Genomic DNA, 23346 nt, shown 5'->3' with positions numbered 1-23346 from the left:
CTTGCTACTGTAAAATCTTAAAGTAGTTACAAGGCCTTGCCTATAAAAAGCGCACGCTTCACTAAAAAGGTTCCCACATAGAAGACGTGCCATTACGCTGCTGGCAAAGTGCTGGAACAGGGGTGTGTACAGGTCTGCAGAGGCAGGTAACAGGCTTAGCTGCAAGGCTTTTAACTGGAACAGGCCAGGATACAGGAACAATTTTTTAAAAGCCTCTGCCTCAGCTGCTCTTAAGTTAATGGGGCTGTAGTTGCACTGCTAAAGCCTGCGAATAAAATCAAAAAGCACTATATTAACCGGTCCTGCTGTTCTCTAAACTTAGCAGCGGGTAGTAAGAAAGCAGATAAGAGCATGCATACCGAAAGATCAGAATCAAGGCTGCTACGTGTTGTGGTGGCCTCTAAAAACCCCGTTAAAGTAAAGGCAGCCCTCAGCGGTCTGCAACACATGTTCCCGGAGCAGGCATTTGAGGCCGTACCGGCTTCTGTGCCCAGTGGGGTGGCAGATCAGCCGATGAGCGATGAGGAAACATTGCAGGGGGCACTGAACCGGGTGAAAAACGCCCGGGAAGCGCACCCGGACGCAGATTACTGGATAGGCCTGGAAGGGGGCGTAAGCAGTATGCAGGGAGAGTTGGCCGCTTTTGCCTGGATCGTGGTGCAGGGGGGGACGCTCACCGGAAAAGCCCGTTCCGGTATATTCTTTCTGCCCCCGGCGGTGGCTGCGTTGGTGGAGCGCGGTGTAGAGCTGGGTAAGGCAGATGACATGGTGTTCAATCACCAGAATTCCAAACAAAAGGGAGGGGCAATCGGTATCTTAACCGGCAACGTGCTGGACCGGAAACAGCTTTACGAGCAAGCGGTCATGCTGGCCCTGGTGCCTTTTAAAAATAAGGAACTGTACCAGCAGGACATCACCAAGGCGTAAGTAACCAAAAGTAGGCGTTTTCCCACTTTTGCTTGTTTGTAGTTTGTATTTCCTGCCGGGAGTCGCTCCTGCATATCCTTCCATCATGCAATCCACGTGATGTGATTGAAATAAAACGACGAAACTAAAAATGAACTACAATAAACTGGGTAAGTCCGATCTGAAAGTAAGCGAGATGAGCTTTGGCTGTATGTCTCTGGGTGAGGACCATACGGCAAATGCCAAGCTGCTGCACCAGGCCCTGGACAAAGGCATTAATTTTTTTGACACCGCCGACCTGTACCAGCAGGGGGAGAACGAAGTGACGGTAGGGAAGGCCTTTAAGGGGCAGCGCGAAGAGGTGGTGCTGGCAACTAAGGTCGGTAACCAGTGGCGCCCGGATGGCAGTGGCTGGGACTGGAATCCTTCGAAGGCCTATATCCTGCAGGCCGTAGACAAAAGCCTGCAGCGCCTGCAAACCGATTATATAGACTTGTACCAGCTGCATGGGGGCACTATTGACGATCCAATCGACGAGACGATGGAGGCCTTTGAAACTCTGAAGCAGCAAGGGAAGATCCGGCATTACGGTATTTCCTCTATTAGGCCTAATGTAATCCGGGAATATGTGCAGCGCTCAGGTATCGTGAGTGTGATGATGCAGTACAGCCTGCTGGACCGCAGGCCCGAGGAGAGCTGCCTGGGCTTGTTGCAGGAGCATAACATCAGTGTACTGGCGCGGGGCAGTTTTGCGCAGGGACTCCTGCTAGGCAAACCTCCCAAAGCTTACTTGAACTACAGGGCAGACCAGGTAGCAAAGGCGGCCCAGGCAATCCAGGCAGTAGCGGGTAAGCGCAGGACGCCTGCAGACGTTGCCCTGCGTTTCGTGCTGCATGCCCCGGCTGTTGCCGCAGCTGTAGTGGGTATCCGGACCGAGGCGCAGTTGCAGGATGCACTGCTGGCGGCAAAAACAGATGCGTTGAGAGAAGAGGAACTGACAGTTTTAGGGCAAGCCTTGCCAGCGAATGTGTATGAGCAGCACCGTTAACTTGAGTAAATTCTGTTGCCCCTCATGCTCTCTCTCCCTTTTCAGCCAGCTTTCTAGTTGCAAAAGGAAAGGAATCATTTTTTAGCCTTGTTTCATGTTTAAACAATGGTGTCAGGCACAGTTTTAGCATACCATGCAACAGAGAGTCCTGGGCTCGGTTTGCATGGTTTCCGTCACAGAATAGGGCAGTAGCAGCGAACAGCGCTGGCAGGACACTAAATCAAAAAAGAACACACGATAGAATAGAATGTCTCAATTTATTTTGACCCTGGGCGTGATTTCCCTGTTCATGAACTGGTACGTCTTTCAGGGTATCAAAAGGCTAACGGCGGACTGGCGCTCCAAACAGGCACGGCTGGCTGTCCATTTAGTCTACTGGCTTTTCTTTATAGGGCTCATCGCCGGTTTTGCCTACTCTATTTATATTCGCTTTACCCTCGACCAGGCAACACCTTTTATACAGTGGTTCATCAATGCATTCCTGACCTTCTTCGTCACGCAGCTGGTGTTTATCCTGGTGCTGTTTGCGGAGGATATTTACCGGGCGATCGTAGCGCTTATCCGCTTTTCTGGTAAAAGCAGGAAGAAGCCGAAGCAGGAGCCCCTTGTTCCGGAGCGGCGGAAGTTTGTGAGTCAGGCAGCCCTTTTACTGGCCAGCATTCCCTTCGCTTCTTTCCTTTATGGAGTAACCAGGGGCAAGTACGACTATACCGTGCACCGCCATACCTTATACTTTGATGATCTACCGGAGGCGTTTGATGGCTTTACAATTACGCAGATCTCAGATGTACATGCCGGTAGCTTTGATGATCCGGAAGCGGTACGGCGGGGCATAGAGCTGATTAAAGCGCAGCAATCAGACCTTTTTGTTTTTACGGGTGACCTCGTGAATGACCATGCAGAAGAGATCGTGCCGTACATGGAGGTTTTCAGCCAAATCAAGGCCCCGTACGGACAGTACTCTATCCTGGGTAACCACGATTACGGGCTGTATGCCGACTGGGCAACGGAGGCCGAGCAGGAAGAAAACCTGGAAATGCTGAAGCAGCATCAGGCAGAGATGGGATGGCGGCTGTTACTGGACGAGAACGTGATCATCGAGAAAGGAGGGCAGAAGCTGGCCTTAGTAGGGGTCGAGAACTGGGGCGAGGGCTTTATAAAGGAAGGGGACCTGGGCAAGGCCTTACAGGGTGTGGAGGAAGACGCCTTTAAAGTACTGCTCTCGCATGACCCTTCGCACTGGGAGTCTGTTGTGAAGGAGTACCCGGCACCCGTGCACCTGACCCTCTCGGGCCATACGCACGGCATGCAATTCGGCATTGAAACGCCACTGGTGCGCTGGAGCCCTGCGAAGTACCGCTACGAAAACTGGGCAGGCCTGGCTGAGGCGAAAGAGCGCTTGCTGTATGTAAACCGGGGCTTTGGCTTCCTTGGCTTTTCCGGCCGTGTAGGCATCTGGCCCGAGATCACGGTGCTGGAACTCCGCAAGCGAAGCGCCTAAAATCATCTGATAAAACAGAAGAGCCACCTATAGCAGGTGGCTCTTCTGTTTTTGGGGCATTACCTCTTTGACGGAACAGTAGGCTTGGTTTTGTTCACCTGGCTGTTCCTGAGAGATACCATCGTCAGGGTGAAAAAACAGGAAGGATGAAGCAAACGTCTCAGTCCCTCTCAAGAGCCTGTCAGGCAGGAAACGAAAAAAAGCCTTTCGCAAGGTTCAACTATTAGAAAGTGTCCAAGCGGGACGGCCTGTTTGTAGAAAGAAGTGTATCTTATAGGTAAAGCTCCAGCGGAGCGACATGTAAACCTGATGCGAACATGTCGCTCCGCTGGAGCTTAGAGGCCCTGTTTATCCTCAAGCTACAAACAATCGTCCCGCTGGGACTAAAAAGGCAGTGCGCGTTTATCTCTTTTAGATTAGTCCCATGGAGGAGCTTTCTACGTTTGCTACTTCCCCGCTCCGAAGTAAGTCCGTATCATTTAAAATGTAGCGTTAAAGCAGCTGGAAAGCTACATGGAGATAGAGGACTGGCTCCTCTCCGGAAGGTAAAGCATTCGCTTCTGTGGGGGTAGACACCCTTTGTAAACAAGATCCTTTGCAGGATGACAAAAAGGAAGAATGAAAAGGCCCTACTCCGTAAAAGGGGTGGGTAAAACGCTTTTTGAAAACACCCTGCCTTACTGGAAAGCTACAAGCAGCTGCACTAAAATGGCTCCCAGCCTAAGCGACTTCCCAAAAAGCTCTTTTGATAGCCCCGTTAGGGGAGCCAGGAAAAGCAAGGGGCGGTAGCGAGCCTGTGCTGCCATCTCTCTGCCTTCGTGCAGAAAAGGTAAAAAAGTAGCACAGCCTGTTCATGCTGAAAAAGGTCTTTAAAGCATGTTTCCTCCGAGAAAAAGGCCTTTTTAAATACGGATCTGTGTTAAAAGCTTGATTTTACGCAAAGGGAGTGCTATATTATTCTTGCAAAGCTCGTATAAGCTTTATGGTATAAAATATTACCAATTTTGAATTTATAGTATCAAACTGCTGTTACACAGGTAAGCACTCTTTAAGTGCAACGTGAGCCTGTTTACTTGCTATTTGTATGGTAAGAACGGCGACAGCGATATCAAACCTATTTCATAACATAGGGTGTGATGGTGTGGTCTCTAGGATAGACCCCTATCACAGGAAACCCTAAAGCAGGCGCTGTAAAGCAGGGACTGTCGCACTACGCTTCAGGTACACTTTATAAGACCTTTACCCCCAGCACTGTTGGAGCAGAACCAACAGGGTGAGCACCAGACACCAAAGCACAGAAAAACATAAGACGCCTAAGCTGTTAGTAGACACGCTTCCCGTACAAGGCCTCCTTTTCTGTTGTTAAGTCAAGCAAGTAATAACACTTCATACTTCTATATCTATGCCCAGAATAGTTGCTTAGCAGTACCTACACTTCGGATCCATTCAGTGGAGAAACTGCTTATGGCGCTTTAAATAAAATGATTCTGACAAAGTATTAAGCCCAAAACCCTATGAACATTTTAGAAAAGATCAAGACCAATTACAGTGCCTCTACCAACGAGATGACAGTAGCTGCCTATTTAGAGGAGTGCAAGAAGAATCCGAAGGTGTATGCAAAACCTGCAGAAAGGATATTGGATGCGATCGGGGAACCGGAAATGCTGGACACCCGCCAGGACCCGGTACTAAGCCGAATTTTCTCTAACAAGAAGATCAAGATATATCCTGCCTTTAAGGACTTCTATGGCATGGAGAGCACTATCGAACAAATTGTTTCTTACTTCAGGCACTCGGCACAGGGGCTGGAAGAGAAGAAGCAGATCCTTTACCTGATGGGGCCAGTGGGGGGCGGTAAGAGCTCCCTGGCCGAAAAGCTGAAGCACCTCATGCAACAGCACCCCATTTACGTGCTGAAGGCAGGCGAAGAGGTGAGCCCGGTGTTTGAAAGCCCCCTGGGCTTGTTTGCCGACTATACCGAGGAGCTGGAGGAAGAGTACAACATTCCGTCCCGTTACGTGCCGAGCTGTATGAGCCCCTGGGCTTCCAAAAGGCTCCGGGAGTTTGATGGGGACATCAACCGGTTTAAGGTGATTAAGCTGTTTCCTTCTATTCAGGAGCAGATCGCCATCTCCAAAACAGAGCCCGGCGACGAAAACAACCAGGATATCTCCACGCTGGTAGGGAAGGTGGATATCCGCAAACTGGCTGAGTTCCAGCAAAGCGACCCGGATGCCTACTCCTATACGGGCGGCCTCTGCCTGGCCAACCAGGGCTTGCTGGAGTTTGTGGAGATGTTCAAGGCGCCGATCAAGGTGCTTAACCCGCTGCTAACAGCCACCCAGGAAAAGAACTACAAGGGCACCGAGCCGATAGGGGCCATTCCGTTCGACGGCATCATCATGGCGCACTCCAATGAGTCGGAATGGGCCAAGTTTCTGAACGACAAGAAAAACGAGGCCTTCCTGGATCGTATTTACAAAGTGCAGGTGCCTTACTGCCTGCGGGTAAGCGAAGAGATCAAAATCTACGAAAAGCTGATCCGGGAGAGTTCGCTGCGGGAGGCACCTTGTGCCCCTAAAACCATCGAACTGTTGGCTGAATTCTCCGTCATGTCACGCCTGAAAGAACCTGAGAACTCCAGCATTTACTCAAAGATGCGGGTGTACAATGGCGAAACCCTGCGCGAGACAGACCCGAACGCCAAATCACTGCAGGAGTACCGCGATGATGCGGGCATCAACGAGGGCATGCAGGGGATCTCTACCCGCTTTGCCTTCAAGATCCTCTCCAAGGTATTCAACTTCGACAGCGAAGAAATTGCCGCCAACCCGGTGCACCTGTTATATGTGCTGGAGCAGGAGGTGATCAAAATGATGCTGCCACCCGAAACAGAGACCAAATACCTGCACCTGATCAAGTCTGTGCTGGCCAGCAAGTACGCCGAGTTCATCTCCGACGAGATTCAGAAGGCATACATCGAGTCTTATAGCTCCTATGGCCAGAACATCTTTGAAAAGTATGTGATCTATGCGGATCATTGGATGCAGAACAACGACTACCGCGATCCGGACTCCGGCGAGATCTTCGACAGAAGCATCCTGAATGCCGAGCTTGAAAAGATCGAGAAACCAGCCGGTATTTCTAATCCAAAAGACTTCCGCGCCGAGGTGACCAACTTTACCTTGCGCTATAAAGCCAACCACGGCGGCGAAAACCCGCGCTGGGACTCTTATGAGAAGATCAAGAACGTGATCGAGAAAAAGATCTTCACCAACACCGAAGACCTGCTGCCCGTGGTGTCCTTTACCGCCAAGTCGAACGAGGAGGATGAGAAGAAGCACCGAGACTTCACGAAAAGAATGAAGGACAGGGGCTATACCGACAAGCAGATCCGCATTCTGGTAGACTGGTTTATGCGGGTAAGGAAAACAATGGCATAGGAGGGCAGCGCATGAGTCATATCATCGATAGAAGAAAGAACGATAAGGGGAAGTCTACGGGCAACCGGCAGAAGTTCCTGAAGCGGGTCGAGAACCAGATCAAAAAGGCGATCCCGGATATCATCAGCCAGGAGAGCATTAAGGATACCCAGACCGGGGGCAGCGTAAAGGTGCCCGTGCGCGGACTGGATGAGCCGAACTTCCGCCATGACCCGGCCACTGGTAAAAAGCAGATCGTGAAGCCGGGAAACGACCGGTTTAGCGAAGGCGACCGCGTCCCCAAACCAAAGGGAGGGGGCGCTGGCAGTGGTCCCGGGAAAGGATCGAATAGCCCTGAGATAACGGAAGATGAGTTTACGGTGGTCTTGTCGCGGGAGGAATTCCTGAAGTATTTCTTTGATGACCTGGCGCTGCCCAACATGGTGAAGAAGCTGATGGAAAGCACCGAGAACTACGAAATGCGACGAGCCGGCTATACCCGCGACAGCGTGCCTTCCCGGTTAAACATCAAGTCCAGTTACCAGCAGTCGCTGGGGCGGCAGCTGGCCCTGAAAGGGGTCTTTGATAAAAAGCTAAAGGCCCTGGAAGAGAAGCTGGCGGGCTTAACCGACCCCGACGAGATCGCAGCCCTGGAGCAGGAGATAGAGAAGGTCAGGCGGCAGGCCAATACCATTCCTTTTTTCGAGGACATCGACCTGCGCTACAATAACTTCGAACGGATACCTCTGCCCGTGACCTCTGCTGTGATGTTCTGCATCATGGACGTGTCGGCTTCCATGGGCTATCATGAAAAAGATATTGCCAAGCGTTTCTTCACGCTCCTTTATATCTTCCTGACCCGCCAGTACAAGAACGTGGAGCTGGTTTTTATCCGGCACCACACCGAAGCCAAGGAGGTAAACGAAGAGGAGTTCTTCAATTCCAGGGAAAGTGGCGGTACCGTTGTGGCCCCCTCACTCAAGCTGATGGACAAGATCATCCGGGAACGCTACGATGACAACTGGAACGTGTACTGCTGCCAGGCCTCGGATGGGGATGTGTGGTCGAAGCAGGATGCCCTGGAATGTAAGAGCCTGTTGCGGGAGACGATTTTGCCCGCTGTACAGTACATGGCCTACATCGAGATCAATAACAAGGGCAGGGAAAGCGATCTGTGGCAGGCCTATAAGCGCATCAGCAACGACGAGGAGTTCTCGATCCGGCACCTGTACGAGCCTTACGAGATCTGGCCCGTTTTCCAGGGCCTGTTCCGGAAACGCAATGCGGTAGCAGAGGGGTAAATTGCCTAACCAGGACTTCCTCGAGGAGTGGATGTGCTGGTTATAAGAGTAGTTGTGCTTTGGCGCTTCCTGGCGCAAGCGTCCGCTTGTCCCAAAGAACTTGAGCTGCCGTGCAAGAGAGGAGAGTTTAAATACCCTTCATTAACTGTGCTGGGTCCTTTAAATTGAATGAAGCGGCAAGGCACAAGCGGACGCCTGCGCCGGCACAGGAGTAGCCGTGTCTCCGGTAATTAAATAGTAGCCTGAGTTTAGCTGAAACAGTATTGTTGCTGCTAAACTGAAAGCGTTTGTTTCTGCCTTGAAAACGGAAGGAGTTGCAAGCTTGCACCGAGGACTGCCTGCGTGCCGTCAAGCAAGAGCCAACTTCATAAGATCTAAAGCCATGATGGATAAAGAGAAATACAGAGCAATGTTTTGCAACCCGAACTGGGACTACGAAACGCTGGAGGCGGCGGATGAGGTGATCAGCCGGATAGGGCGGGAGTACCTGAAACTGAAGACCTATCCAAACCAGATCGAGATCGTGACTTCAGAGCAGATGCTGGACGCCTATGCCCTAACCGGTTTGCCGACTTCCTATCCGCACTGGAAGTTCGGCAAAGACTTCGTCCTGAACCAGAATAACTATACCAAGGGGCGTATGGGCTTGTCCTACGAGATGGTGATCAACTCCAACCCCTGCATCAGCTACAACATGGAGAACAACTCCACCTGTATGATGCTACTGGTGATCGCCCACGCCTGCCAGGGCCATAATGCCTTTTTTGCGAATAACTACATGTTTCTCGATTGGACCTCTGCTGATTCCATCCTGGACTACATGGTGTTTGCCCGCGACTTTATTATGAAGTGTGAGGAAGAACATGGCGAAGAGGAGGTAGAGATGGTGCTGGACGCGGCCCATGCGCTCATGAACCACGGGGTAGACAAGTATAAAAAGCCTTCCAAGAAGTCGGCCCGGGAAGAAACCGAGCGGCTGAAAAAGCTAACGGCCGTTAAAAGGGAGAACTACAACGAGATTTGGAAAACCCTGCCCTCCATGCCTAGCCTACCGGAGGGAGCACTAGGAGAGGAGCAAAAGTTTCCGAAAGAGCCGGAAGAGAATATCCTTTATTTTATCGAAAAGTATGCCCCGGCTTTGCCTGAGTGGAAGCGGGAAATCATTCGCATCGTACGCAAGGTGTCGCAGTATTTCTACCCACAGGGTGCCACCAAGGTGATGAACGAGGGCTTCGCCACGTTCACCCACTACCACATTATCAATAAACTTTTTGAAGAAGGCTACGTGAACGACGGCTTTATGCTGGAGTTTATCAAAAGCCACAGCGGCGTGTTGTACCAGCCCGATTATAAAAGCAAGTTTTATTCGGGCCTGAACCCCTACACGCTGGGCTTTAATATCTTCATGGACATTAAGCGCATTTGTCAGGAGCCGACTGACGAAGACAGAGCCTGGTTTCCGAACCTGATCGGGAAAGACTGGCTGGACCAGGTACATTACGTGATGGAGAATTACCGCGACGATAGCTTTATCCTGCAGTTCTTGTCGCCTAAGGTTATCCGTGACATGCGGCTGTTTACTATACTCGACAACGAGCATGAGGAAGAGTATGAGATCGGCGCGATTCACAACGAACGGGGCTACCGGAAGGTGCGGGAGTACCTGAGCAACCAGTACGACCGGTCTTTTCATGTACCCAACATACAGGTCACGAAGGTAGACCTGCACCAGACGAGTAAGTTATACCTGACCCACTACATTCAGAAAGACCGCAAGCTGGACCCCGACAGCACACAGGCTACCCTGGAACACATCCGCTACCTCTGGGGATTTCCGGTGGAGCTGCATTCCAAAAACAAGCTGGGGATAAACGAGAGTACTTTTGAGGTGAAGTAGGGGATTGCTAAGAACCCTGTATCATCACAACAGCCTCTGCCTTTTTATAAGGGCAGAGGCTGTTGTTCTTTAGTATAAATGTTATGTTAAATAATAGAGGGTCACTTTTTGGAAAAGGAGTCTTACGTAGGGTAACTGTGAGGTTAAAATTACGATTGGCGAAATGGATGGCTTTGGTTTGTGCCTGGTATCGGACACGGGAACGCAAGGCTTTTTACCCACCCCTAGCCCCTCCGAGGAGGGGAATCAGGTGTTCGTGCAGCAAAGCATCATTCTTTCGTTGCAAGGGGTGATGACAGTGTACGTGTAGCTTTACTTTAAAAACAGGAAGTCTTTTTCTTAAACTTTCCAGAAGGTTCCCTGCTGTTCTGTCATCCTGAAAGGATCTTGTGAGTTGGTAGATTAAACTTAATTCCATGGAGGATAAGCCCCTGACCCTATATTTGAACCGGCTCCTGTAAGGAATGGCAGTTTCTTCCTCAAAAGGAATAGCTTATTCCTGGCTTTTTCAGGTGGAAAAGAATGAAACGGGCCCGTTTTAAGAGGGGCAAGGGATGCCATCAGGCACAGGTAAAGATTCCTGTTCTCGGCAGCAAGGAGTTCTGTTAGGCGCAGATGCCATCAGGCATAGGTAAAGATTCCCCTCTTGGGAGGGGTAGGGGTGGGTTTTACATCCGCTTGCGGCAATTACTTTAACCCTGTCGGAGCAGCCCTTGATTATATATGGGACATGCCGCTCCTCCGGAGCTTTAGAGGGACGGGGCTGTTTTCTACAAACATATCGCCCCGCTGGGGCTAAAAGGTGAGTCTAAAACTTTGCTTACAAGATTAGGGGAGGAGTGACAGCTTACCGGGTATGTTTCGTTTAAATGAGAGCTCGCTCTCATCGTTTAAACTGTAGATAAAACGTGAACTCGGGAATTAAACAGCATTTAGTTGACTGTAAATCAATACAATATGCATAGTTATAAGTATTAATCAAACACAAGCAGTTAGCTGTTTATCAGTGTTTTGAGGCTCCATCTCCTTAAATAGATGAAGAAGCAGTTAAATGTTAATGTTGAAGGCCTCAGAAACGGAAATTTCAAAGGTTAATTCCGAATTTACGTTAGATAAATTATTAATTTATTGCCATATAAAGCCAAGCAGCAAGCTGTCCGGACGTGTGCCGCTTATAGAACAAGGCCATAAAAATGCATCAGCAGATCTGCTCCATCCTAAATTCCTGTCAGTCCTGCTTCAGGCAATTTTGTACAGACTCTTGTCCCTTCAGTAAGGGATGTTGAGTATTAACTAGCAGCAGCTTTAGCTGCAAATGAGATTGCGAACAGGTGCCAAAGCAAAGGCCCCGGGTAGCAAGGTAAAGTTGCGATCCGGGGCGTTTTAGGTTGTTGTCTGTTAAACAGATCTGTCTTTCTTCTTTTCCTGCTGCTTTTCCTGTTTTTCAGCTCTTTTTTCCTTGGTCGTTTTCGCAGGTTTCTTCTTTTCTTCTTTTCGGGCGTTCTGTGACTTAGCCATGATCCTTTCGTTTATATTTTCTAAAGCTAACGATTTAACAGCCCATTTGGTCGTCTTTTTCAACTTATTGTTTTTCAGGGAGGGCTTCGTTCCAGAACTTCCCGAAAGAAGGGGAACGGTGCGTACAGGACCACCTTTTATTTTTCATAAACGGGAGAAGAACAAAGAATTTGGAAGGGACGCAAGGCCACCTTGCAGAGGAAGGCGCTGGCCTTTACAGCCCATTAGGGAAAGGGTTAAAATCGCAGCAAGTCTCAGAAACAATATAAAATGAAAGTGCCACAGGCACGACCACGACGCCAATCGTTAACAGTACGTTAAGCTTCTTTTCCTTCACTTTAACTATCTGATCCAAGGGAACAGCGCTATCGGGTGCTTTCATCGTGTTACCAGCGTAGTCGAGGGTGTAGATGGTACCATACAGGTAGGTGTCATCCATGCCCGTCACTCTGATTTTCGTCTCATCCCCCGACGAGGAGGTAACCTTGTAGAGTTTGCCCGGCTTAAACTGGGATGCGAGCTCAGGAGGGGAGAGCTCCCCGCTCCTGGTCGTGTTTCTATAGCTGTAGCACGACGTTAATACCTGGCAAAGCAGCAGCCCTACAGCTAACAGGCGGTAAACAAAGGTTTTCATAGGCTTGCTCATGGATTTGCTTGCGGATCATCAAATTAAAATGTTTTGGTGTTATATACGTTTTTTATGGTGTTATTATAAGGGCAGGAAGGTGTGTTTTCTTGTTTGGGGAGCACTGGCAGGGGTTTTGTACTGCTCTGCAAAAGGACGTAGCCGTGTAGGAGAAACGGAAAGCCCCGGTGAGGGTAGGGGAGGTATAGTAAAGCAGAGGCTCCAGTCAGCAGCTGGTGTTATTACCAGGGTCTGGGGGCCTCTTCGTCTTCGTCAGCGTCAGGGCCACGGAAGCCGGTGCGGGGGTTATAAGGGGTGCCGATGCCGTGCAGGTGGTTCCACATGTCGATTTGCAGCTTTTGCTGGTCCAGCTCCACGAACTCCTGCCAGCGTTCCTGGTCGTCTTCGTTCATACTGTTGACCACGTCCTGCAGTTGGGCTTTGTTTTGCTCCAACAGCTGTTGTAGTTCAGGATCCTGGCGCAGCAGCTGCTCTATCCGGATGCGGAAGTAGGTGTTCAGGTGGGTGTATTTTTCTTCGTCCCAGTTTTCCAGATGCGGGTTTTCCATAGTAGGGTATACTTGGTGGGGCTTGTAAGGTTAAGGTGGTGACAAAAGGGTTTCGTGTAGATTACTTTTGTTATGTTCTTTTGCAGGCTATAAACATATTTTTGAAGCTATAGCTCCTGTCTAGCTTTTCGCCTCGCCGGCTGGGCCTTAATTTCTCCTTGATGGGGGTAGGGGCCCTCTTAGAGAAAAAGAGAGGGCCCCTACCCCCGTAAGCAAAAGAATCAAGACGATTTTGAATCGAGGGCCCCTTCCCCCACTCGCTGAACGCTCAAACAAAAAATCGTCATCGGTGCACTTGGTTACCTTCTCTGCCTTGTAGTAGAAGTAAGGACGATTAAGGTATCTGAAGTTCCTACTTCGTGATCGAAGAAAGAAATCTTACCCAGTTTTTCTGGGAGGCGCCTTTGGAGATTTTCGGTACCGCGTGAGCGGTAGCGCGGTAAGCGCAGAAAATGTCCCAGCGCCGAGCGGGAAAACGCGCCCTCGCGGACGTGGAGCGCACTTAAGAAACAATGAAAAAGGACGCTTGTGATTCTACAGGATCAGCCGCCCCTACGCCAGCTTAGGCAATAGTCAAACTAGCAGTTTCTATCAAAGCTTAGGCGAAACGCAAGTTTCTCTGTCATAAGCAGATTATACTTAGGCTCTACCCCTCGAAGTGATACAAAAAAGTAATAATGCCGGTAAAGGCTGGTTTCTTGCTGTCTTTTATCTCCAGGGTAACTTCCAATCGGGCTTTGGCGATGCCGCGGAGGTCTTTTACCGAGAGGAGCTTGGCGCGCAGGCGCACGTCGCTGTTCACGGTCACGGCCTGGTTAAAGCGCAGGCTTTCGATCTCGTAGTTTACCTGCATCTTCAGGTTCTCGATAGAGGCGATCTGGTGCCAGAGGTAGGGGAGCAGCGATACGGTCAGGTAGCCATGGGCAATGGTGGCACCAAAGGGAGTTTCTGTTTTGGCGCGCTCGGCGTCCAGGTGGATCCACTGGTGATCGAGGGTGGCGTCTGCGAATTTGCTTATCTGCTCCTGCGTGATGGTGTGGTAGTCCGACACGCCCATTTCCTTGCCTTCATATTCGGCTAATTCCTGCAGGCTGCTGATCTTGAGTTGGCTCATGGCTGTTGTTGTTATTAGCTTGTTCTTTGGTGAGATATACTAACTACAATATTAAGCTAAATTTATTTATCTCCGCCTCCTCTTTCAAAAGTGCTTGCCTTTAAAAGGTGCGGGAAACTCTGTTAGACGAGCTAAGAATAGTGTACTTCCAGTTCGTTGCTTTCCAGGCCCAGGGCGATGCCGCGTTGCAGGATCATGCTGTTGGGGTGGGAGGGCTGGCTGAGGTCCGTTTCGATGTCTTCGATCGTGGTTTGCAGCGGGTCACCTTCAAAAAAACGGAACCACAGGCGCTTTCCGGTTTCCTCCTCGTCCGGGTCCTCCGACATCACCTGCAGTTCAATTTCACGTAGCCGCTCAATCAACGTATCCAAATCGATCTGCTGGTCCAGGTAAAGGCTGAAAGCTTCCCGGACAATGCTGGTGTAAGGGAGTTGTATGCTCATGGTACGCTAAGCTTTAAAAAGGAATACCCTGCAATATAGGATTAATTGTAATGGAAACACTCCCTTAATCCCCTCAAGAGGACAGTCTGCTCTTTGTAACTGTCTCAAGTAATCGTAAGGGTATAGCACTTGTATTAGATGAGCGGCAGCCTTAGCCCCTGTGCTTTTGTAATTGGTCCAGCGCCTGCTGTGTGGTACCACCTGCAGCTCTACCCGATAAAACCATTTTCTAACTCCCTTCCCTTCGGGCTTTTCCTGGCCTGTAGAGTGGCATTTCGTTGTGGAATGAGGCGCCGGAGTGATAAATGAGACCGGTGCTGCCGCTTTTTGAGTGCGTTTGTATTATACTAATACAAAAAATAACCTTTTGCCTTTATTTCTCGCATAAGTTAAGTGTAGCGGCCTGATGTGCAGTGTGTTAGTGTGCCGCCTCCGTTTAAACCTTCTATCTGTAACACAACCTGTAAATCTTACCTGTATGAAGACGTATGACGAAAAACACATCAAAAACGTAGCGCTGCTAGGCCCTGCGAAAAGCGGTAAAACAACGCTCGCCGAAACCATGCTCTTCGAAGCAGGCATCATTAACCGCCGTGGGACAGTAGAGGAGCACAACACCGTCTCCGATTACCACGAGGTGGAGCACGAGCGCGGCAGTTCCGTGTATGCGACCAGCCTGCATACCGAGTGGCGGGACTACAAGATCAACCTGATGGATACCCCCGGCCTCGACGATTTCGTGGGGGAGGTGATCTCCTCCATCCGGGTGTGCGACACGGCGGTATTGTTGCTCAACGCCCAGAACGGGGTGGAAGTAGGCACCGAATTGCTCTGGAGTTATGTGGACCGCTATAAAAAGCCCACCATCCTGGCTGTGAACCAGCTGGACTCCGGCAGGGCCAGTTTCAAGCAAACCATCGAGGAAGCGAAGCTCTTTTTTGGGCCGGCGGTCACCATCATGCAATATCCTGTCAATACGGGGCTGGGCTTCGACAGCATCGTGGACCTGCTGAAGATGGTGCTTTATAAGTTTCCGGAAGAAGGGGGCAAGCCCGAAAAGCTCCCCATACCCGACAGCGAGCAGGAGCGGGCGAACGCGCTGCACAACGAGCTGGTGGAAAAGGCGGCGGAGAACGATGAGGGCCTGATGGAGAAGTACTTTGAGAAGGGCACGCTGGACGAAGACGAAATGCGGCAGGGTCTGAAAATAGGGATGATGAAGCACGAGGTGTTCCCGGTGTTCTGCCTGTCCGCGAAAAAAGACATGGGCTCGGGCCGCATGATGGGCTTTATCGACAATGTGGCGCCTTCTGCCACCGAAATGCCCCCGGAGGGCACCGAAGACGGGCAGGAGGTACCCTGTGATCCGCAGGCACCCACCCGCCTGTTTTTCTTTAAAACCCTGATTGAGCCGCGCCTGGGTCGTTTGTCTTTCTTTAAAGTACTGGCCGGGGAAGTAACGACCGGCATGGAACTGCAGAACGAGAAGACGAACACAGTGGAGCGCATCGGGCAGTTGTTTATAACCGATGGAAAGAACCGTAACCCCGTGGAGTGCCTCAAGGCCGGGGATATTGGCTGCACGCTAAAGCTGCGGAACACCTACACCAACCATACGCTGAACGGCAAGGAGGCCACAGGCAGTATCGAGCCGATACAGTTTCCGGATCCGAAATGGCGGGTGGCGGTTACCGCCGTCAACCGGCAGGATGAGGAGAAGCTGGGGGAGGTGCTGAGCGAGATACACATGGAAGACCCCACCGTGGAGGTGAGCTACGACCAGGAACTGAAGCAACTCATCCTGGCCACCCAGGGCGAGCTGCACCTGATGGTCACAAAATGGCGGCTGGAGCACGTGTACAAAATGCAGGTCGAGTTCCAGAAAGTGAAGGTGCCGTACCGCGAAACCATCCAGCGGGCCGCCACGGCCACCTACCGCCACAAAAAACAGTCGGGAGGAGCCGGGCAGTTCGGGGAGGTGTCGCTGCAGGTGGAGCCCTACTACGAAGGCATGCCCCCGCTGAAGGAGCACCCGGTACGGGAAACAGAAACGATCGACCTGCCCTGGGGCGGCAAACTGGTGTTCAACAACTGCATTGTGGGCGGGGTGATCGATGGCCGCTTCCTGCCCTCTATCCTCAAAGGGGTGATGGAGAAAATGGAGCAGGGGCCGCTCACCGGTTCCTACGTGCGCGACGTGCGGGTGAGCGTATTTGATGGCAAAATGCACCCCGTCGACAGCAACGACATTTCCTTTAAGATCGCCGGGATGATGGCCTTCCGGGAAGCCTTTATGCAGGCAGAGCCCCTCCTGCTGGAGCCGGTACAGGAGCTGGAAGTAAGGGTGCCGCTTTCGCTGCTGGGCGACATGATGACGGAACTGCAGATCCGGAGAGGGATTATCCTGAACATGGAAATGGAGCAGGACTACCAGGTGATCCGGGCCCGGGCACCACTGGCCGAGCTGGACAAGCTCCTGGCCTCTATCCGCAACCTGAGCCAGGGCCGGGCCATCGTGCGCAGCCACTTCGCCGCATATGCCCCGGTGCCGGCCGACATGCAGAAGAGCATCAGCGCGGAACATGGTAAAACAGAAATGGCAGAGGCCCACTAGCATTTCTGCGAAGGTACCCCTGCCATTCTTCAGACAAGCGTTCTTAAGCGGGCGCAGCTATTGGCTGCTATGCTCGCTTAAGAACGCTTGCAGGCCCTGCTCAAAAAGTTCTACCTCTTCCAGGGTATTATAAGGCGCCAAGCCAATCCTGATCCAGCCGCCCATGGGGTTTACACCCAGCTTCTCGGCCATGGTAGAGGCGTAAAAGTGGCCGTCGGCAATGTTCATGTTGTAGCGTTCGGCAAACCAGGCCGAGGCTTCGCGGGCGTTTATGTTATCCAGGGTAAAGGCGAAGGTGGGCGTCTTGGGCGTGCCTTCCGGTGCCCGGTACAGGCGCACTTCCGGCACACGCTTTAAAAAGGCCTCGATCCGGTCGCTCAGCTCCTGCTCATGTGCCTCTATCCGCTGCATGCCCGACTGCAGGCGTTCTCTCCGGGTAGCGCCTTCCCCCAGGTTTTCGATGAATGAAATGGCCCCGATCAGACCGGCGATGGCTTCGTGGTTCTGGGTGCCGGTTTCCAGCTTATCGGGTATCTCCTGCGGGGCGGGCTGCAGCTTGTACACGGGCAGCTTCTCGAAAAGGGAAGCGGCGATTACGGCAATGCCCACGTGCGGACCGAAGAACTTATAGGCCGAGCACAGCAGCACATCGCAGCCCAGGTCTTTAAAGTCCAGGGAAAGGTGGGGCACCGCATGCACGGCATCCACCACCACCAGGGCGTTTACTTCCTTTGCCCGGGCAATGATCCGGGCGATGTCCGTTACCGTACCCGTTACGTTCGACGACAGGCCCACGGCCACCAGTTTCGTGTTCTCGGTGATAAGCTCGTGCAGCTTGTCCAGCTCCAGGGTGTAAGTGTCGGGGTTCACCGGAATAAAGGTCACGGGTGCCCCCTTGTCTTTGGCCAGCGTGACCCAGGGGTCTACGTTGGCGCGGTGGTCCAGCTCCGTCACCACCACTTCATCCGAGGCCGTGATGAAAGGCCCCAGGCTGCGGGCAATGGAAAAGGCAAGGGAGGTCATGTTCTGCCCGAAGGCTACCTCCTGTGGGGTGCAGTTCAGAAGGTCCGCCACTGCCTTCCGGCCATCTTCCAGTAAGCGGTCTGTCTTTACGCTGGTTTCAAAAGCGCCATGTAAATTGGCCATGCCGCTCGTAATATAGCCCACCATGGCATCCACGGCTTGCTGCGCCATCTGGGTGCCGCCGGGACCGTCGAAATAGATAAAAGGCTTCCTGTCTTTTGTCTCCTGTAAGGCAGGGAAGTCAGCGCGAAGCTGCTGTACGGATAAGGTACTCATGTCTTAGCTTGTTGAAAGGTGCTTGTTTGGGTGAAAGAGGTGTTGGCGCGGTTCTGGTCCCTTACCAGAGCTCGTGCACAGATGGCCGGATGTATTGGTCATACACCTGCTGTACCGCCTGCATTTGTTCCTGGCTCAGGGCCGGTAAGTTAGAGGCTTTGATGTTCGCCTCTACCTGGTCCGGACGCGAAGCGCCAGGGATCACGGTGCTTACTTCCGGCGACATCAGCACCCAGCGCAAGGCCCATGCGGCCAAAGGCTCCTGCCCGGGGAACACCTTTCGCAGTTCCTCCACGGCTTCCAGCCCCAGGTGAAAGTCAACGCCCGAAAAAGTCTCTCCCTTGTCAAAGGCTTCTCCCTGCCGGTTAAAAGTGCGGTGGTCTTCCGGGCCGAACTTCGTCTCCGGGCTCATCTTACCGGTAAGTAAGCCACTTGCCAAAGGCACCCGCGAGATGATGCCGACATTGTTTTCCTTCGCTTTTGAGAAGAACTCCTCGCCCGGCTTCAGGCGGAACATGTTGTAAATGATCTGCACGGTGGTCACGTTCGGGTACTGCATGGCCAGCAGGGCTTCGTCCACCAGTTCCACGCTCACGCCCAGGTTCCGGATCTTGCCCTGCTCTTTTAGCTTTTCGAACGTTTCAAATATTTCGGGACGGTTGTAGACCTCTGTTGGCGGACAGTGCAGCTGGATCAGGTCCAGGGTTTCGAGCTGCATGTTGCGCAGGCTTTGCTCCACAAAACCCTTCAGGCGTTCGGGCGTGTAGCCTTCGGACGTATGCGGGGAGATCTGGCGGCCGCACTTGGTGGCGATGTACACCTGCTCGCTCCGGCTTTTGACTACTTTGGCCACGGCAGCCTCGCTCTGGCCCTCGCTGTACACATCGGCGGTGTCAATAAAATTAACCCCTTCATCGATGGCTTTGTTAATAATCTGTGCGGCGTTCTGCTCATCAAAGGCGTCGCCCCAGCGGCCGCCTACTTGCCAGGTACCCAATGATACTTCTGATACCTCAAATCCTGTTTTTCCTAGTTTTCTGTATTGCATGATCTATGTCGCTATGTGGTTTACCCAAAATAAGCATGAAAAGAATGGAAACAAACCCGGGGCTTGCTTTAGGGCTTTAACAGCTGTTTGTGCTTTCTTGTTTGGTTATTTATCAAGGCGGTTCAGTGCACCAGGTTGGAGAGATGGGAAGGAAGGGGAGGCAAGGGCCTGGGTTTATTAGGCTTAAAGCGTAGTGGAGTCCAAACTCATTGTTCTCAGGGCTTATTTTAAATAGTTTCCTCGAGAAGGTATTACATTTCGTACTCCTCCTCTTGGGTCTTCCATATCATGATTATAACGGGGAATTACATGAAGGTGAACGTGTGGTATGGTTTGCCCGGCTGCTTCTTCAACGTTAACACCTATATTAAAGCCATCAGGATTATACTGCTCTTGTAAAATATTTTGAACTTTGTTTACCATGGACCAACAAGCTTGTTGCTCGGCGACAGTTAAATCAAAATAATTTGCTGTTATTCTCTTAGGTATAATTAAGCAGTGCCCGGGGTTGACAGGATATTTATCATAAATTGTAAATGCTTCAGTGCTTTCAGTAACTAATTCTCTTTCTTCGTTACCCTTCAGAAAAGGACTTAATTGCTCATTTCCTTGGTGCAAAGCTGTGTAATGTTGGTACTCATAAATTTCACAACTTTCATTTTTAAATATAGACTTAAAAGGTAGTAGAACATTGCACTGATAAGTTTGCTTTTGATGAAGTTTATGAAGCCTAAAACCTTCATACTGTATGTCTCTTCGAACAGCAAAATAAGCTTTACCATTTGACTTTAGTAATGACGAGACATTCATTAATACGTGTTCCTGTTCATTAGGAAGAAGGACATTTAACACGTAAAAACAAATAATTGTATCGAAAAGCTTTTTAGGATAATCAGGAAAATAGAATGGATCATAAGCTGTTACATTATGGCCTATACTATTTAATAATTCAACATCTTTACCTAATCCGCATCCAAAATCTAAAATAGCTCCCTTCAATAGCTGCCTTTCTTTGATGATTCTTGCAGGAAAGGAAATGGTATCTCTCTCTTTAGCTGTTAAATGGCTATAGGTGTTATTTTGTATAGTTCCACTCCTCATAACCTCGAATATTAATTAGGCTTGAACTTGTCTTTTTAAGTTGTTCAAAAGCTCTGTTTTGCCAGTTCTGTTTGTCAATGTACCCCGTTAGAGAGATGCTTAACTCATTAAAAAACTTTTCATTGAACTTTTGTTGAATGAGCTCCCAATAGTAAATAATAGTGTCCTTTCTCTTGTCTAAAAGAGTTAAAGATGCAATTTTGTCTCGCTTTTGGTTATTTACTTTAGGCGATGCCGGTAGTAGATTCCACAAGTCGTTGTTCTTCCATACAGAAAAAGGTATTAGGTGGTCGACATCATATTTGACTATGTTTGTACCTGACCAAACGCACTCAACTTGCTGTTTTTCTCCTAAAATAGATTTGTACAAGTCTTTTGAATCCTTTGCGTCTCTTTTCGTAATCGGGCCCTTTAAAATTTCATGTATTACTTTTTCTGTTGTAAGTGCATCTCTTGATGCACTTACTGAAAACTCAGCCCATTTGAAAAGTATAGAATCTGTTCCACCCAAAAAGCTACCTAATACTTTAAAGGCCTCATAATAAGAGAAAGGGATAGTGAAAGAGCCAAAAGAATCAACGAGCCATTGCGTATTCAGAGACTTACACGTTATTCTTTTACTTGTGCCTTGATAGTTGAAAATTGAATAATGCTTGTTTGAAATAGATCCTCCAATATAGCGCATTGGTTGTTCTACAATTGTTCTTTTTAAAGACTTGGAAAGATTTAGAAATTTGTCTCTTATTTCTAAGCTTACACCTTGATTTCGTAGCTCGTTGTAGAGTAAAGATAGTCCCCCGTGATGTCTATAATGCTTTATGATTTCATCAAAGTGTTTACCAAACGCAAGCTTTTTGTCTTTACCATTTATTTGTGGAACAAGTTGAGGAGAAGCTAGAATTGGATAATAATAAAGGATCCATTTCTCTATCATTAAGCCTAAAGGTATTTCTACAACATTTCCACGGACGAGAATAAATGGAGAATTCTCCTGTACTATGTCTATTGTACCCCTTAGTAAAGCAAATTTATAGGTTGTGAATTTACTATCTCGTTCAATTATTTTACTAATGTTACTAAAGGTTTGAGCATCCATCGTTTATTCTGTCAGTCGTACTTTCTATGTATACAAGTATCAATATATGACCTTTTAATATAGGGTGCAATTGTCTCAAGAGAGCCCTCCAATCGCTTCTTTTCGGTTTATCACAAAATTTATATCCTACTAACTAGAGACCATAATGAAAACAGTAACGTCGTTAGTGAATTGTAGGAAGGGCTTCTGAAGAAGCTTCGAACGATCTAAATAGTATTTCTAAAATCAAAGGTAGTATCACTAGTATGATATACTTCTGCATATGTGTACCGGAGGTATAAATATAGCTACAGCGGGAGGGGTGGTGTTACTATAGGTGATGCTCCAAAAGAAAATAGTTAGTCCACAGGGGGAGTTCTTTCCCCAAAGCTGCTTCTCTTACGAAAAACCTTGCTCCAGAACAGGTAAGACTTCCCTGCAAAACCTCCTTTCCTGAAGCTGCGTTCATAGCAACACCATCCAAAAGAAAAGGAGATAAAAGCAAATGGAGCAGAATACGTTGATCAATACCATCGAGCAACAAGAATGGCTGAAAACGGCTGGCGATGCTCTTCAGCCTGCGGTCGTGGATGCTTTTAAAGCAGGCGGCGAAACCGGCCAGCAAATCAAGAACGCCCTGCACGGCACTTGGCTTGGGCATCCGCTTCATCCGGCGATCACAGATGTGCCGGTCGGGTCCTGGACGACAGCCGCCGTGCTGGACACCATGGAACTGCTGGGCCAGAAAAAGTATGCGCCCGGCGCGGATGCTGCTGTGGCTGTGGGACTAGTCGGGGCGGTAGGCGCGGCCCTTTCGGGACTGGCGGACTGGACCGGCACGACCAAAGAAAAGCGAAAACTCGGCCTGATGCACGGCATGCTGAATGCGGGCGCGGCTGCCCTCTACGTTACCTCCCTGTTGCTGCGGCGGCGCAGGAAAACGCGCGGAGCGGCCATTGGCCTGTCTATGCTGGGCTACGGGATCGTGGGTGCGGGAGCTTACCTGGGCGGGCACCTCGTTTACAGCAAGCGCATCGGGGTAGACCATTCCCCTGCAGGAGCCAGGAAGCTACAAGACTTTGTGGTAGTTTTGCCGGAAAAGGAACTGGCAGAAAACAGCATGCGCTGCGTGAAAGCCGGGGACGTACCGGTGCTGCTAGCCCGGCAGGAGGGGAAGGTGTTTGCGCTGGCACACAGCTGCTCCCACATGGGCGGCCCGCTTTCTGATGGCGACCTGCTGGCAGACGGCCGTGTGCGCTGCCCCTGGCATGGCTCCGTCTTTTCTTTGGAGGATGGCAAGATTGAGCAGGGCCCGGCATCCGAGCCACAACCCGCCTTTGAAGTCCGCGTCCGGGACGGCCAGATCGAGGTGCGGTCAAAAGGGTAGTAGAGAAGAATCCCTGTGCGGTGACCTCTCCGGTTGATTTGGACAAGACCCTTCCGGAGAGGTGGTGTGGAGCAGGGGCGAAGGCGCCAGGGGAGGGGCCCTCGAAAAGAGATGAACCACCCCGCCTTCGGCACCCCTCCTTAAATAAGGAGGGGAGTGCACGAAAGACAATGCTGAACAGAGGGGCTCTGGCAGGAAACGAAACCGTGAGGCCCTAGCCCCGGCAGCGCTGAGCAGGAAAACCCGCCCTCGCTTCAGAAAGGCCCCTACCCCAGACGGGGAGCGCAAAGCCCTCCTCTATGCAAAAGGGCTTCATTAGAGCCGTGGATAAGCAGACCCTACGCCAACTTAGACAAGAAACTGCCAGTGCCCTCTCATAACCTGCGAGAGTTCTGCAGTAAAACATCAGCTCGGACAACGAACAGAAGTAACAACAGTGAATTCATGAGCCCTTGAATAAGCCACCACAACGCCAATT

General features: G+C 50.5%; 18 protein-coding genes. 9 read left to right on the top strand and 9 right to left on the bottom strand.

The window, feature by feature from the left end:
* Window positions 1-351: 351 nt before the first annotated feature.
* From yjjX to CHB92_RS25790, 7 genes are all read left to right on the top strand, one after another.
* Window positions 352-927 carry an inosine/xanthosine triphosphatase gene (gene yjjX / locus CHB92_RS10290; protein WP_179223009.1) on the top strand — a complete coding sequence of 192 codons (576 nt, stop codon included), beginning with the start codon at window positions 352-354 and terminating at the stop codon, window positions 925-927.
* A gap of 130 nt (window positions 928-1057) precedes the next feature.
* Window positions 1058-1954 (top strand): aldo/keto reductase, encoded by an 897-nt coding sequence (locus tag CHB92_RS10285; RefSeq protein ID WP_089319121.1) that lies wholly within the window; start codon window positions 1058-1060, stop codon window positions 1952-1954.
* A gap of 247 nt (window positions 1955-2201) precedes the next feature.
* Window positions 2202-3455, top strand: coding sequence for a metallophosphoesterase (locus tag CHB92_RS10280; protein WP_089319120.1), 1254 nt, complete (start codon window positions 2202-2204; stop codon window positions 3453-3455).
* Between the two features lie 1514 nt (window positions 3456-4969).
* Window positions 4970-6898 carry a PrkA family serine protein kinase gene (locus tag CHB92_RS10275; protein ID WP_089319119.1) on the top strand — a complete coding sequence of 643 codons (1929 nt, stop codon included), beginning with the start codon at window positions 4970-4972 and terminating at the stop codon, window positions 6896-6898.
* Between the two features lie 11 nt (window positions 6899-6909).
* On the top strand, window positions 6910-8178 hold the full coding sequence (locus CHB92_RS10270) for a YeaH/YhbH family protein (protein WP_089319118.1): 1269 nt from the start codon (window positions 6910-6912) through the stop codon (window positions 8176-8178).
* 382 nt (window positions 8179-8560) lie between these two features.
* Window positions 8561-10075: a SpoVR family protein gene (locus CHB92_RS10265; protein ID WP_089319117.1), complete on the top strand. Its 1515-nt coding sequence runs from the start codon at window positions 8561-8563 to the stop codon at window positions 10073-10075.
* Between the two features lie 163 nt (window positions 10076-10238).
* A complete protein-coding gene (locus CHB92_RS25790; protein WP_179223008.1) occupies window positions 10239-10385 on the top strand; it encodes a hypothetical protein in 147 nt (48 codons plus the stop codon).
* A 1088-nt stretch (window positions 10386-11473) separates the two neighbouring features.
* Here CHB92_RS25790 and CHB92_RS10255 read toward each other — a convergent pair.
* The 5 genes from CHB92_RS10255 to CHB92_RS10235 all read right to left on the bottom strand — a co-directional run bounded on the left by CHB92_RS10255 (window position 11474) and on the right by CHB92_RS10235 (window position 14344).
* Window positions 11474-11656, bottom strand: coding sequence for a hypothetical protein (locus CHB92_RS10255; RefSeq protein ID WP_089319115.1), 183 nt, complete (start codon window positions 11654-11656; stop codon window positions 11474-11476).
* Between the two features lie 151 nt (window positions 11657-11807).
* On the bottom strand, window positions 11808-12227 hold the full coding sequence (locus CHB92_RS10250) for a hypothetical protein (RefSeq protein ID WP_144266297.1): 420 nt from the start codon (window positions 12225-12227) through the stop codon (window positions 11808-11810).
* Between the two features lie 233 nt (window positions 12228-12460).
* Window positions 12461-12787, bottom strand: coding sequence for a hypothetical protein (locus CHB92_RS10245; protein WP_089319113.1), 327 nt, complete (start codon window positions 12785-12787; stop codon window positions 12461-12463).
* Window positions 12788-13433: 646 nt separating this feature from the next.
* A complete protein-coding gene (locus tag CHB92_RS10240) occupies window positions 13434-13901 on the bottom strand; it encodes a MaoC family dehydratase (RefSeq protein WP_089319112.1) in 468 nt (155 codons plus the stop codon).
* A 131-nt stretch (window positions 13902-14032) separates the two neighbouring features.
* Entirely contained in the window at window positions 14033-14344 is a 312-nt protein-coding gene (locus tag CHB92_RS10235; protein ID WP_089319111.1) for a hypothetical protein, read from the bottom strand.
* A 478-nt stretch (window positions 14345-14822) separates the two neighbouring features.
* Here CHB92_RS10235 and CHB92_RS10230 point away from each other — a divergent pair, with 478 nt between their 5' ends.
* Window positions 14823-16958: an elongation factor G gene (locus tag CHB92_RS10230; protein ID WP_089319110.1), complete on the top strand. Its 2136-nt coding sequence runs from the start codon at window positions 14823-14825 to the stop codon at window positions 16956-16958.
* A gap of 57 nt (window positions 16959-17015) precedes the next feature.
* On the opposite strand, the gene CHB92_RS10225 is transcribed toward CHB92_RS10230, so the two are convergent.
* The 4 genes from CHB92_RS10225 to CHB92_RS10210 all read right to left on the bottom strand — a co-directional run bounded on the left by CHB92_RS10225 (window position 17016) and on the right by CHB92_RS10210 (window position 21502).
* The gene (locus tag CHB92_RS10225; RefSeq protein ID WP_089319109.1) at window positions 17016-18257 is read right to left on the bottom strand and encodes a cysteine desulfurase-like protein; all 1242 of its coding nucleotides are present in this window, start codon (window positions 18255-18257) and stop codon (window positions 17016-17018) included.
* 61 nt (window positions 18258-18318) lie between these two features.
* A complete protein-coding gene (locus CHB92_RS10220) occupies window positions 18319-19305 on the bottom strand; it encodes an aldo/keto reductase (protein WP_089319108.1) in 987 nt (328 codons plus the stop codon).
* A 222-nt stretch (window positions 19306-19527) separates the two neighbouring features.
* The gene (locus tag CHB92_RS10215; protein ID WP_089319107.1) at window positions 19528-20406 is read right to left on the bottom strand and encodes an HIT family protein; all 879 of its coding nucleotides are present in this window, start codon (window positions 20404-20406) and stop codon (window positions 19528-19530) included.
* Window positions 20381-21502, bottom strand: a complete 1122-nt coding sequence (locus CHB92_RS10210) for an HNH endonuclease domain-containing protein (protein ID WP_089319106.1) — start codon at window positions 21500-21502, stop codon at window positions 20381-20383. The genes CHB92_RS10215 and CHB92_RS10210 overlap by 26 nt, the downstream gene beginning before the upstream one ends.
* A 484-nt stretch (window positions 21503-21986) precedes the next feature.
* Between CHB92_RS10210 and CHB92_RS10205 the strand changes: the two genes are divergently transcribed.
* The gene (locus CHB92_RS10205; RefSeq protein WP_089319105.1) at window positions 21987-22868 is read left to right on the top strand and encodes a Rieske 2Fe-2S domain-containing protein; all 882 of its coding nucleotides are present in this window, start codon (window positions 21987-21989) and stop codon (window positions 22866-22868) included.
* Window positions 22869-23346: the final 478 nt, after the last annotated feature.

Source organism: Pontibacter ummariensis (genome assembly GCF_900188175.1).
Classification (GTDB): Bacteria; Bacteroidota; Bacteroidia; order Cytophagales; family Hymenobacteraceae; genus Pontibacter; species Pontibacter ummariensis.
This window is presented reverse-complemented; position numbering and strand designations above follow the sequence as displayed.

Excerpts from the sequence above, each read along its gene's own strand:
- yjjX (WP_179223009.1), top strand. The coding sequence starts at position 352 with ATGCATACCGAAAGATCAGAATCAAGGCTGCTACGTGTTGTGGTGGCC.
- CHB92_RS10285 (WP_089319121.1), top strand. The coding sequence starts at position 1,058 with ATGAACTACAATAAACTGGGTAAGTCCGATCTGAAAGTAAGCGAGATG.
- CHB92_RS10280 (WP_089319120.1), top strand. The coding sequence starts at position 2,202 with ATGTCTCAATTTATTTTGACCCTGGGCGTGATTTCCCTGTTCATGAAC.
- CHB92_RS10275 (WP_089319119.1), top strand. The coding sequence starts at position 4,970 with ATGAACATTTTAGAAAAGATCAAGACCAATTACAGTGCCTCTACCAAC.
- CHB92_RS10270 (WP_089319118.1), top strand. The coding sequence starts at position 6,910 with ATGAGTCATATCATCGATAGAAGAAAGAACGATAAGGGGAAGTCTACG.
- CHB92_RS10265 (WP_089319117.1), top strand. The coding sequence starts at position 8,561 with ATGATGGATAAAGAGAAATACAGAGCAATGTTTTGCAACCCGAACTGG.
- CHB92_RS25790 (WP_179223008.1), top strand. The coding sequence starts at position 10,239 with ATGGATGGCTTTGGTTTGTGCCTGGTATCGGACACGGGAACGCAAGGC.
- CHB92_RS10250 (WP_144266297.1), bottom strand. The coding sequence starts at position 12,227 with ATGAAAACCTTTGTTTACCGCCTGTTAGCTGTAGGGCTGCTGCTTTGC.
- CHB92_RS10245 (WP_089319113.1), bottom strand. The coding sequence starts at position 12,787 with ATGGAAAACCCGCATCTGGAAAACTGGGACGAAGAAAAATACACCCAC.
- CHB92_RS10240 (WP_089319112.1), bottom strand. The coding sequence starts at position 13,901 with ATGAGCCAACTCAAGATCAGCAGCCTGCAGGAATTAGCCGAATATGAA.
- CHB92_RS10235 (WP_089319111.1), bottom strand. The coding sequence starts at position 14,344 with ATGAGCATACAACTCCCTTACACCAGCATTGTCCGGGAAGCTTTCAGC.
- CHB92_RS10230 (WP_089319110.1), top strand. The coding sequence starts at position 14,823 with ATGAAGACGTATGACGAAAAACACATCAAAAACGTAGCGCTGCTAGGC.
- CHB92_RS10225 (WP_089319109.1), bottom strand. The coding sequence starts at position 18,257 with ATGAGTACCTTATCCGTACAGCAGCTTCGCGCTGACTTCCCTGCCTTA.
- CHB92_RS10220 (WP_089319108.1), bottom strand. The coding sequence starts at position 19,305 with ATGCAATACAGAAAACTAGGAAAAACAGGATTTGAGGTATCAGAAGTA.
- CHB92_RS10215 (WP_089319107.1), bottom strand. The coding sequence starts at position 20,406 with ATGAGGAGTGGAACTATACAAAATAACACCTATAGCCATTTAACAGCT.
- CHB92_RS10210 (WP_089319106.1), bottom strand. The coding sequence starts at position 21,502 with ATGGATGCTCAAACCTTTAGTAACATTAGTAAAATAATTGAACGAGAT.
- CHB92_RS10205 (WP_089319105.1), top strand. The coding sequence starts at position 21,987 with ATGGAGCAGAATACGTTGATCAATACCATCGAGCAACAAGAATGGCTG.